The following is an 11,756-nucleotide window of genomic DNA, read 5'->3' on the forward strand; positions in this document are numbered from 1 at the left end:
CCTTTTTTATCATCTCTGGAACACACACACTCCGTGTGCAGGTCCCTGCCAGACAGCCGTAATCACTGGGTTATCCTCTCCAGCGAATGGGGGAATGGCGTGCCACTCCCCAGCAGGTAAAACAATCTCTGTTACCTCAAGCGTGGCGTTTATTGCGATCAAAAAACGATCCGAGAGCAGTATTTGCAGTTGCTTCGGGCCGTTTTGCCACTCATCCGTGCTTAAAGGTTGAGCATATCTATTCAGCCAACGGACATTACCGTCGCCTTCTTCCCACCAGCGATTCTCGACCAAAGCAGGAATACGCTTGCGCAAATGGATTAACGCGGCGGTAAACGCGGTTAAGCCACTGCTTGCCTGCGACCAGTCTAACCACGTTAGTTGGTTATCCTGGCAATAGGCATTGTTATTGCCATGCTGACTGTGACCGTGTTCGTCACCCGCCAGTAACATCGGCGTTCCCTGAGAAAGCAACAATGTCGTCAACAGGGCATGAATGCTGTCTCGCCGCCGTTCAATCAGGTTCAGAGTTCCACCTAATCCTTCTTTACCATGATTGTTACTGTAATTATTGTTAGTCCCGTCGCGATTTTCCTCTCCATTTGCTTCATTGTGTTTATGGTTGAAACAAACGCAGTCACGGAGCGTAAAACCATCATGCGCGGTGACCAGATTAATCGCAGCACTCGGCAAACGGTCATTACGTTTAAAAACATCGCTGGAAGCGGCAAAACGCCCGGCAAACTCACCCAGCGACAGGTTATAGTGCAGCCAAAAACGGCGAGAGGCGTCGCGAAAATGATCGTTCCACTCGGCAAACAGCGGTGGAAAATTTCCCACCTGATAACCGCCTGGGGCGATATCCCACGGTTCAGCAATTAACTTAACCTGCGATAACACCGGGCAGTTCTGGATAGCGGTAAACAACGGCGCATCCTGACGAAACTCCGGTGTACGGCCCATGACGGCAGCCAAATCAAAGCGGAAACCATCTATATGAAAGGTTTCTACCCAGTAGCGCAGGCAGGCGCAGGCATATTCCACCACCGCCGGATGGCTCAAATTGAGCGTATTGCCGCATCCGGTCCAGTTGTGATAATCGCCATCTTCTCTAATCCAATAATAGCTACGGTTGTCGATCCCGCGCAGTGAGAAAAGTGGACCGTCGAGGTCCAGTTCCGCACTATGGTTAAGAACGATGTCGAGAATGACTTCAATACCCGCTTTATGCAGAGCTTTGACTGCATCGCGGAACTCATCCAGCGCCGTTTCAGGCGAACTGGCATATGCCGGATGCAGCGCAAACAACGCCACCGGATTGTAGCCCCAGTAATTGCTTAGCCCCATGCGCTGCAATCGCGGTTCGCTGGCGAATTGCGCAACCGGCAGAAGTTCCAGCGCGGTAATGCCCAACTGTTTTAAATAGTTGACCATCACCGGATGTCCCAGTGCTTTATAAGTACCGCGGATCTCAACTGGAATTTCCGGGTGTAAATACGTTAATCCTTTGACATGGGCTTCATAAATGATAGTGCTGCCCCACGGCGTACGCGGCGGGGCATCATCTTCCCAGTCATAGTGATCAGCCACTACCACACATTTCGCCGCAATGGCGGCATTGTCGCGATAGTCAGGCTCATTGTGGCCTGCGTGCAGCAATGGGTTATCTTTAAAATCCCCTTCAATCTGCCGCGCACAGGGATCAATTAACAACTTCGCCGGGTTAAAGCGATGTCCCATGGTAGGTTGCCAGGGACCATGTACGCGATAACCATAACGTAAACCCGGGCGCGCATCCGGCAGATAGCCATGCCAGATATCGCCGCTGCGTCCTGGCAAGTCATACCGATGTTCTATGCCCTGAGCGTCAAACACACACAGTTCTACCCGCCCGGCATGAGCGGAGAAGAGCGTGAAGTTGACGCCCTGTCCGTCGTAATGCGCGCCGAGAGGAGAGGGTTTGCCAATGGCGAGTTGTGTCATTCTCCCTCCCGCACCAGCCAAATAGTGGCCAGTGGCGGTAGCGTAAGACTCAATGAGTGCTGACGACCATGGCTGGCAATCTCATCGCTGTGTACCGCGCCGCCGTTACCCACATTGCTGCCGTGATAGTGCATGGAGTCAGTGTTGAGGATTTCACGCCATTTACCCGGCTGATTAATGCCAAAGCGATAGTCATAGCGCGGTACTGGCGTAAAGTTGCTGGCGACGATAATTTCGTTTCCGTTTTTATCGCGACGAACAAAAATCAGCACCGAACGTTCATGATCGTCCACCACCAGCCATTCAAAGCCATACGCGTCAAAATCCAGTTCGTGCAATGCCTTGTGGTAACGATAAGTGTGGTTCAGATCGCGCACCAGACGCTGTACGCCGTGATGCCAGTTGTCTCCGCCTTCCAGCAGGTGCCAGTCAAGGCTGGCGTCGTGATTCCACTCGCGCCCCTGAGCGAATTCATTCCCCATGAACAGCATTTTCTTACCCGGGAATGCCCACATCCAGGCATAGTAGGCGCGCAGGTTAGCGAATTTCTGCCATGCGTCGCCCGGCATTCTGTCGAGAATCGATTTTTTGCCGTGCACGACTTCATCGTGCGACAACGGCAAGACGAAGTTTTCAGTGTAGTTGTAAAGCATGCCGAAGGTGAGTTTATCGTGATGATACTGACGATAAACCGGGTCCAGCTTCATGTAGTCCAGGGTATCGTGCATCCAGCCCAGGTTCCACTTGTACCAGAAACCCAGCCCGCCAATATCCTGCGGACGAGAAACATTAGGGAAGTCGGTGGATTCCTCTGCCATCGTCACAGCGCCAGGAACTTGCTCACCAATAATGCGGTTGGTATTACGTAAAAATTCTATTGCTTCCAGATTCTCGCGACCGCCAAACTCATTGGGGATCCACTCCCCCTCTTTGCGGCTGTAATCGCGATAAATCATCGAAGCCACAGCATCGACGCGCAACGCATCAATACCGAAACGTTCGATCCAGTACAGCGCATTACCCACAAGGAAGTTACTGACTTCACGACGACCATAGTTATAAATCAGTGTGTTCCAGTCCTGATGATAGCCTTCACGCGGATCGCTGTGCTCATACAGATTTGTGCCATCAAACTCGGCAAGCGCAAAATCATCGGTCGGGAAATGCCCTGGCACCCAGTCAAGAATGACATTCAGGCCGGCGGCATGGGCAGCATCAATGAAATAACGAAAATCATCACGAGTTCCAAAACGACGAGTCGGCGCATACAGGCCAGTTGGCTGATAACCCCAACTACCATCGAAAGGATGCTCATTAATTGGCAGCAGTTCGAGGTGGGTAAAGCCCATCCATTTGGCATAAGGCACCAGCTGATCTGCCAGTTCGCGATAGCTTAACCAGAAATTGTTGTCAGCGTGACGGCGCCAGGAACCCAGATGAACTTCATAGATAGAGATTGGCGCATCCAACTGATTCGCTTTTTTGCGCTCTTCAGTCTGCTCAACCTTTTCCGGCAGCCCGCAAATAAGGGAAGCGGTCTCCGGGCGCATCTGTGCTTCAAAGGCATAGGGATCGGACTTCAGACGCAGATTGCCATTGGCATCAATCATCTCGTATTTATAGAGCTGACCATTATGCGCCCCAGGGATGAACAGTTCCCAGATGCCGCTCTCTTTGCGCAAACGCATCGGGTGACGTCGACCATCCCAGTAGTTAAATTGTCCAACCACCGAGACTCGGCGGGCGTTTGGCGCCCAGACGGAAAAACGCGTACCGGTAATGCCATCCATGGTATCTGCGTGTGCGCCTAAGGTTTCATAGGGACGCAGGTGAGTACCTTCAGATAACAGCCAGGCATCCATATCCTGGATTAGAGGACCAAAACGGTAAGGATCATCTATCAGGTTCTGTTGGCCATGCCAGACAACAGCTAATTGATAACGGAAAAAGTTTTTACGTCGCGGAATGACGCCGCTAAAGAATCCGCGTGAGTCGATACACTCCAGTTTAGCGAGTTTGCGTCCGGTTTTCGGTTCAATCACCCAAACATCGGTGGCATCGGGTAAAAGGGCACGGACTTCCAGTCCCGCTGTGGTTTTATGCATTCCCAGTACGGAAAAAGGATCCGCAAAATGGCCTGCAATTAGCGCGTTAATCACGTCTCTATCGATACGATCGGACATGCTTGTCTTCCTGTTTTATTGTGTCACCCCATCCAACTGATTTTCTGACATCTGGTTGTGACATTTTTTTGACCTGAACGACGCAGCACTCTGTGCATCCTCTCTGCGTCGCCCTCACTTCAGGTAAGGCTGTGAATACGCATGTATTCCGCCACCCTTAAAGAATAGCCAATGCTCTATTTAACTCCCGGTAAATCATGAAACATCTGCGCTTACTCCTGTATTACGCACGAAACGGGGCGGCATCGCACCCCAGATTTAATGAATAAACATTACGCCAGCTGACGAAGCATCCGGCGCAGCGGCTCTGCAGCGCCCCACAGCAGTTGGTCGCCGACAGTAAAGGCTGACAGGAACTCTGGTCCCATATTCAGCTTACGCAGGCGACCTACCGGCGTGGTCAGCGTACCAGTAACGGCGGCTGGGGTTAGCTCACGCATCGTCATTTCGCGATCGTTTGGCACCACTTTTGCCCACGGATTATGGGCCGCCAGTAGTTCTTCCACGGTTGGAATCGACACATCTTTTTTCAATTTGATGGTGAATGCCTGACTGTGGCAGCGAAGCGCACCGACACGCACACATAAACCATCTACCGGAATCACAGAAGATGTGTTGAGGATCTTGTTAGTCTCCGCCTGCCCCTTCCACTCTTCGCGGCTCTGACCGTTATCGAGTTGTTTGTCGATCCACGGAATCAGGCTGCCTGCCAGCGGTACGCCAAAGTTATCAACCGGCAGTTCGCCGCTACGGGTTAAGGTCGTGACTTTGCGTTCGATCTCGAGAATAGCAGAGGACGGAGTCGCCAGTTCATCGGCCACATGACCATACAGATGGCCCATCTGGGTTAACAACTCACGCATATGTCGCGCACCGCCACCAGAAGCCGCCTGGTAAGTCGCAACGGAGACCCAATCAACAAGATCATTAGCGAATAAACCGCCCAACGACATCAACATCAGGCTTACGGTACAGTTACCGCCGACAAAAGTCCTGATGCCATTATTTAATCCGTTGGTAATAACGTCCTGATTGACGGGGTCAAGTATGATGATGGCGTCATCTTTCATGCGCAGAGACGATGCTGCGTCAATCCAGTAACCTTGCCATCCGCTTTCGCGAAGCTTTGGATAGATTTCGTTGGTATAATCGCCGCCCTGACAGGTTACGATGATGTCGAGGGCCTTCAGCGCCTCCAGATCAAAGGCATCCTGAAGCGTGCCGCTGCCAGTATCGCCAAATGACGGCGCGGCCTGACCAAACTGAGAAGTCGAAAAGAAGACAGGGCGAATGGCGTCGAAGTCGCGCTCTTCAACCATGCGTTGCATGAGAACAGAGCCGACCATACCGCGCCAGCCGATAAAACCAACATTTTTCATAAGCGTTTTTTCCTGCAAAGATGTGTGCTGTATAAATGTGCCGGTGTCCTCGTGGCACATCTTTCACCATACAAAAAGCAGCCAAAGTCGCAAGTGAAATTAATCAATGATAGCGAAGCCATCAATAATGCGACTTATCCTGCTTTGTCAGCACGCAGAAAGTCCGCGGCAATTATCAGGGAATTTGAGTTATGAATGAAATCATTTCTGCAGCAGTTTTATTGATCCTGATTATGGATCCGCTCGGAAACCTACCTATTTTCATGTCCGTACTGAAACATACAGAGCCAAAACGACGCAGGGCAATCATGGTGCGTGAGTTGCTTATTGCTCTCCTGGTGATGCTGGTGTTCCTGTTTGCGGGTGAGAAAATTCTGGCATTTCTTAGCTTGCGGGCAGAAACCGTCTCTATTTCTGGCGGCATCATTCTGTTTCTGATTTCCATTAAGATGATTTTCCCCAGCGCCTCAGGAAATAGTAGTGGGCTTCCGGCAGGCGAAGAACCGTTTATCGTGCCGTTAGCAATTCCGCTGGTCGCCGGGCCGACTATTCTCGCCACGCTGATGTTGCTGTCTCACCAGTACCCTAACCAGATGGGCCATCTGGTGATTGCTCTGCTGCTGGCCTGGGGCGGGACATTTATCATCCTGTTACAGTCCTCGCTGTTTTTACGTCTGCTGGGTGAGAAAGGGGTAAATGCATTGGAACGTCTGATGGGATTGATTCTGGTAATGATGGCAACCCAGATGTTCCTCGACGGCATTCGGATGTGGATGAAGGGGTGACGGGAAAAGTTTCCCGGAAGACGCCCGGTAGCGTCAGAACTACCGGGCAAACAGACTTAACTCAGCAACTGAAATGCAATCATCCCGACAATGGCGCCGACAGTGCCGAGGATGGTTTCCATCATGGTCCAGGTTTTCAGCGTTTCGGCTTCGGTCGCGCCGGTAAATTTACCGAACAACCAGAAACCAGCATCGTTAACGTGACTGACAACAATCGAACCCCCAGCGATACAAATCGACAGCGCAGCCATTTGCGCACCAGAGAAGTTCAGTTGTTCAATCACAGGCATCACCAGACCCACCGCCGTTAAGCAAGCAACGGTTGCCGACCCCTGAATGATACGTACCGCCGCAGCCAGCACGAAGCAGGTAATCGCAATCGGCAGGCCCATTCCGGTTAACGCTTCGCCCAGTGCCGGACCGACGCCAGAGTCAACCAGCACCTGTTTGAAGACGCCGCCCGCACCAATCACCAGCAGAATGATCCCCGCCGGTTGCAGCGCGTGACCGCAAATCTCCATCACTTTGTCTTTTGGCATGCCCTGACGCATTGCCAGACCGTAAATTGCCACCAGACAGGCAACCAGAATCGCAGTGAACGGGTGACCGATAAACTCGAACCATTCGTAAGCGGTGGAGCCCTCCGGCACAAAACGCGCGGCAATCGTCTTCAACCCTACCAGCACCAGCGGCAGCAGGATCAGCGACAGACTGAATCCAAAAGACGGCATTTTACCCTCGCCAAGATGCGGCTCTGTAATATCGTCAGGAATATGCAGCTCAACGTAACGGCTGATGAAGTTACCCCATAGCGGGCCCGCAATAATCATCCCCGGGATCGCCGCACACAGGCCAATCAGGATCATCCAGCCAAAGTCGGCGTTCATCTGCGATGCCAACAGCATTGGCGCGGGTCCCGGCAGTAAGAATGCCGCCGCGGCTGCAACGCCCGCAAACAGTGGGATCACCAGCTTCACCAGGTTCGTTCCGGTATGGCGAGCCATTGAGAACGCAACGCTAATCAACAGGACAATGGCCACTTCGAAGAACAGCGGCAGCGCGCAGACCAGGCCCGCAAGGCCAATGGCATAATGCGCGCGATTGTGACCAAAGGATTTGAGCATTTTGACGGCAATCTGATCGACTGCGCCGGTTTCATGTAAGATCTTGCCAAACATGGCCCCCAGCGCGACAACGACCGCCAGGAAGCCGAGGGTGCCTCCCATCCCCTTTTCCATTGTCGCTGCGATTTTATCGAGCGGCATACCGGAAAAAAGACCAGCCCCCATAGACACCACCATCAAAGCCAGGAAAGCGTGCATACGCGCTTTCATGACTAAAAACAGCAGCAGTAAAACAGACCCTACTGCTGTTAAAACAAGCGTTAATGTACTCACTACTTATTGCCTTTTTTAATAACCTCAATGGTGCTTGCCACAACACCTTCCAGCGGTTGATCGATATCTACCACCAGTACATCGGTTTCGTCCGCACCCGGTTCTTGCAGCGTTTCAAACTGCGTCACCAGCATTTGGGTTTTAAAGAAATGGCCTTTGCGCGCTTTCAGACGGTTTTCAATCACATCAAAATCGCCCTTCAGATAGATGAAAGAGAGATTTGGATTGCCTTCACGCAGCAGGTCGCGATAGTGCTTTTTCAGCGCGGAACAGACGATCAGTGACACTTTATTGGTTCGCTGCATGGCAAACGCGGCATCGTTCAGCGCCTGTAGCCACGGCTTACGATCGTCATCATTCAGCGGTTGGCCGGACGCCATTTTTTCGATATTGCAGCGCGGATGGAGGAAATCGCCATCCAGAAACGCGGCATGAAGTTGATGCGCCACTTCACTGGCGACTGCAGATTTGCCGCTGCCCGATACGCCCATCAGAACGTAAATGTGGTGATCATGGTTAGTCGTGCTCAAAGTGGTGCCCCTACAGTACAAGAAAGAAATGTTACGGGTAACTGTTATCGGTAACATTGTCCAGCCGGACAAAATCAGAAGCAATATCCATCCGTGCCTTAAGTGTATAAGTGTGAGCTACTTCAAATTTGTGGACTTAAATAGATCCGCCCGGTGACAAGGTGAAACCTAAATCTAACATTTTCGGCGTCACTGTTTCGCCACGAATACGCGCCAGCAGGCGTTCAGCGCCAATGCTGCCCATTCGCTCACGCGGCGTCAGTACGCTTGCAAGACGGGGCTCCATCACCTGACCAATATCGTGGCCGTGGAAACCAGCAATCGCGATATCATCCGGGATTTTTAAGCCCAGACGCTGGCATTCAAACGCCGCGCCGACGGCAAGGTCATCGTTGGTACAGAACACGCCATCCAGTTGCGGATATTCCCGCCGCGCCTGGCGAATCAGCTCGATACCGGATGAGTATGAAGAAGATTGCTCGACCATCACGCTATACGGCACCAGGCCGGCATCCAGCATCGCCTGTTCGTATCCCTTCTGTTTGATGATGGTACGTTCGTCGAGGCGCGCCCCCAGATAAGCCACATGTCGATGTCCGCGGGCAATGATGGCTGTGGTCATCTGGCGTGCCGCTTCAAAGTTATTAAAACCGACGGCAATATCGAGACACGGCGACTGGCTGTCCATCAACTCCACCACCGGGATCCCCGCCACCTCAATCATTTTTAAGGTACGCGGCGTATGGGTACGTTCAGTCAGGATCAGCCCGTCGATATTCCACGAGAGCATCGATTCGAGGCGTTCCTGCTCCATTTCCGGCTTATAACCGTAGTGGGCCAACATGGTTTGATAACCGTGGGCGTCGGTAACACTTTCGATGCCGCGTAATACTTCGGCGAAAACCTGGTTAGTCAGGGAAGGTAACAGGACGCCAATCGCCCGGCTGGTAGCGTTAGAGAGGATATCGGGCGCGCGATTGGGAATATAGCCCAGTTCATCAAGAGCGGCGGCAATCTTGCCACGTAGAGCGACGGAAACCTGCTCCGGGTTACGCAAAAAGCGGCTGACCGTCATTTTGGTCACGCCTACACGGTCAGCCACATCCTGAAGTACGGGTCTTTTCTTTTTCATCGTCCTGAAAGGTACAAAAGGGATAGATTCCTACAGTTTACCACGGACGCATAAGAACCTTCCCGATTCCTCGGGAAGGTTTGTGAGATTAATTTAGACTGGCGGTAAATCGAACAGCAGGATTTCACTGTCGCTATCAGCATGAACGGAGATCGCCTGCTCATCCCAGATTGCCAGACCATCGCTGGTCGAAGCTTTCACGCCGTTAATGGTGACATTGCCTTTCACCACCTGAATCCAGACGCGGCGTTCAGCGGCAATCTGATGCACCGACTGCTCATCTTTCACCAGCGCCCAGCGGTACAGTTCCATATCCTGATGCACTTTCAGCGAACCATCACGCGCATCCGGCGAGAGCACCAGTTGTTTGCCTTGCACGGCATCGAAGCGACGCTGTTCATAACGCGGCGTAATGCCGTTTTCTTCTGGCATGATCCAGATCTGATACAGATGCAGACGCTCGGTGCTGCTTGGGTTGTACTCTGAGTGACGAATCCCCGTACCCGCACTCATAATCTGGAACTCGCCCGCTGGAACCTGCTCTTTATTGCCCATGCTGTCCTGGTGCTCAACAGTACCTTCCAGCACGTAGGTCAAAATTTCCATATCTTTATGCGGGTGAGTACCGAAGCCCTGCCCTGCTTCAATCACGTCGTCGTTAATCACGCGCAGTGCGGAAAACCCCATAAAGTTCGGATCGTAATAATTGGCAAAAGAGAAAGTATGCCAGGAGTCCAGCCAGCCATGATTAGCATGACCGCGTTCATTTGCTTTGCGTAAGTAGATCATTTGTATTCGCCCCCTGAATGATTTCGATGGGCTTAGTGTGGACCCGATCTACCTGGGATGATAGAGGGTGAAAATTGACCCCTCTGTTCAAAAAAATTGAACTAAATAAGGGGCCATCAAACTTACTTAGCGAGAGTTACCGTGGATGGAGACGCTTGCTCAAAACCGCGTTCAAGGATTTCCAGATTAGTAAGAACTTCAGATTCCTTGACGTAATTTGGTGCACCGTTGGTGATGGTTTGATACAACGCATCGTAGACGCGCCCGTAATCGCCCATCTCCGGCGTCATCTCTTCTCTGACCGTCACGCCCTCGTCATTGACATACTCCAGCACACCGACCGAATCATCCGCTGCGAATCCCGGTTCGCCCGGCATAATATTAGCTTTCAGGCTGGTTTCCTGCTGGTCGATGCCGTATTTAATAAACGAACCTTTCTTACCGTGAACGATAAATTTCGGATAATCGATTTTCACCAGATGACTGGTTTTGACGATCGCTTTCAGGTCACCATAAAACAGCTGCGCTTCGAAGGTATCGTCCGGGTTGGCTTTATTACGCAGGCTGCGGATGTCATAAGCGACATGATCCGGGCGACCGAACAACGAAATAATCTGGTCCATCGTATGCACACCAAGGCCATAGAACGCGCCATCCGGCGGTAGCCCAGGTTTGGTTTCTGCCACCGGGCGGTAATAGTCAAAATGGCTTTCCACTTCGACAATTTCTCCCAGTTTGCCGCTTTCAATCGCTTTTTTCGCCGTCAGGAAACAGGAGTCAAAACGACGATTCTGATATGGCGTGACGGTCAGCCCTTTGCTTTTCGCCAGCGCAAAAAGTTCTTTCGCCTGGGCAAGCGTCGGAGTGAACGGTTTTTCGACCAGCACATTTTTCCCGGCCTCCAGTGCGCGCTTCGCGTACTCGAAGTGGCTGTCCGCATGAGTGCAGACGACAACCAGCTTAACGTCGGGATCATTTAATACTTCGTCGAGATCGCTGGTGAAATGGATATGGGAATAGATGGGGGCTTGTTCTTCCGGCTTTGCATGGCGGCGAAAAATATGCGCGACATGCCAGCTATCCTTGCGGTGAAGTACATACGGCAGATGGTAACGGGTGGTGCTTTTGCCGAAGCCAATAAAGGCGCAGTTGATGACCATGATTTCGTCCTTTTTAAGGGGGTTAGTTACACCTTAGCGCAAAGCGGACGTGGTTCCTATGCTCATGCTTCAGTACGTCAGATTGTTGGCATAGTGCGCGTTGTTCATGCCGGATGCGGCGTGAACGCCTTATCCGACCTACGGTTCAGGACGATGTGTAGGCCTGATAAGCGTAGCGCATCAGGCGATTTCGCATTTGTCTCAACACGAGGAGCACTCCCCGTGGACAAAATGACACGCAAAAAAAAGCCAGCACCCGGCTGGCTAAGTAATACTGGAAGCAATGTGAGCAATGTCGTGCTTTCAGGTTCTCCGCGAGGGTCTTCCTGATCGCGAGACAATAATAATCATTCTCATTCGCACTTGTCCAACACTTTTTGCAAAAAAATGCCGTTGACTCCTATTTGAAAGTCAATGA

Annotated in this window: 9 protein-coding genes; 1 reads left to right on the top strand and 8 read right to left on the bottom strand. The window is 51.9% G+C overall.

The window, feature by feature from the left end; genetic code table 11:
- Window positions 1-9 precede the first annotated feature (9 nt).
- The 3 genes from glgX to asd form a co-directional block, all read right to left on the bottom strand.
- Complete coding sequence (glgX, locus tag PS053_RS12565; RefSeq protein WP_054410125.1) at window positions 10-1,983, bottom strand: glycogen debranching protein GlgX; 1,974 nt, start codon at window positions 1,981-1,983, stop codon at window positions 10-12.
- A complete protein-coding gene (gene glgB, locus PS053_RS12570; RefSeq protein ID WP_256879191.1) occupies window positions 1,980-4,166 on the bottom strand; it encodes a 1,4-alpha-glucan branching enzyme in 2,187 nt (728 codons plus the stop codon). The genes glgX and glgB overlap by 4 nt, the downstream gene beginning before the upstream one ends.
- Window positions 4,167-4,438: 272 nt before the next feature.
- Window positions 4,439-5,545 carry an aspartate-semialdehyde dehydrogenase gene (asd, locus tag PS053_RS12580; protein ID WP_059215228.1) on the bottom strand — a complete coding sequence of 369 codons (1,107 nt, stop codon included), beginning with the start codon at window positions 5,543-5,545 and terminating at the stop codon, window positions 4,439-4,441.
- A 191-nt stretch (window positions 5,546-5,736) separates the two neighbouring features.
- Here asd and yhgN point away from each other — a divergent pair, with 191 nt between their 5' ends.
- The gene (yhgN, locus tag PS053_RS12585) at window positions 5,737-6,330 is read left to right on the top strand and encodes an NAAT family transporter YhgN (RefSeq protein ID WP_001002548.1); all 594 of its coding nucleotides are present in this window, start codon (window positions 5,737-5,739) and stop codon (window positions 6,328-6,330) included.
- Window positions 6,331-6,386: 56 nt separating this feature from the next.
- On the opposite strand, the gene gntU is transcribed toward yhgN, so the two are convergent.
- The 5 genes from gntU to PS053_RS12610 all read right to left on the bottom strand — a co-directional run bounded on the left by gntU (window position 6,387) and on the right by PS053_RS12610 (window position 11,338).
- Window positions 6,387-7,727 (bottom strand): gluconate transporter, encoded by a 1,341-nt coding sequence (gene gntU / locus PS053_RS12590; protein ID WP_000105941.1) that lies wholly within the window; start codon window positions 7,725-7,727, stop codon window positions 6,387-6,389.
- Window positions 7,727-8,257, bottom strand: a complete 531-nt coding sequence (gene gntK / locus PS053_RS12595; protein ID WP_000108322.1) for a gluconokinase — start codon at window positions 8,255-8,257, stop codon at window positions 7,727-7,729. The genes gntU and gntK overlap by 1 nt, the downstream gene beginning before the upstream one ends.
- Before the next feature lie 136 nt (window positions 8,258-8,393).
- On the bottom strand, window positions 8,394-9,389 hold the full coding sequence (gntR, locus tag PS053_RS12600; protein WP_000730266.1) for a gluconate operon transcriptional repressor GntR: 996 nt from the start codon (window positions 9,387-9,389) through the stop codon (window positions 8,394-8,396).
- Window positions 9,390-9,482: 93 nt separating this feature from the next.
- A complete protein-coding gene (gene yhhW / locus PS053_RS12605) occupies window positions 9,483-10,178 on the bottom strand; it encodes a quercetin 2,3-dioxygenase (protein ID WP_000639818.1) in 696 nt (231 codons plus the stop codon).
- Window positions 10,179-10,300: 122 nt separating this feature from the next.
- Window positions 10,301-11,338 carry an oxidoreductase gene (locus PS053_RS12610; RefSeq protein ID WP_137646950.1) on the bottom strand — a complete coding sequence of 346 codons (1,038 nt, stop codon included), beginning with the start codon at window positions 11,336-11,338 and terminating at the stop codon, window positions 10,301-10,303.
- Window positions 11,339-11,756 lie beyond the last annotated feature (418 nt).

Origin of the sequence: Escherichia albertii, from assembly GCF_028622335.1 — a bacterium.
In the GTDB taxonomy this organism is placed as follows: Bacteria; Pseudomonadota; Gammaproteobacteria; order Enterobacterales; family Enterobacteriaceae; genus Escherichia; species Escherichia albertii.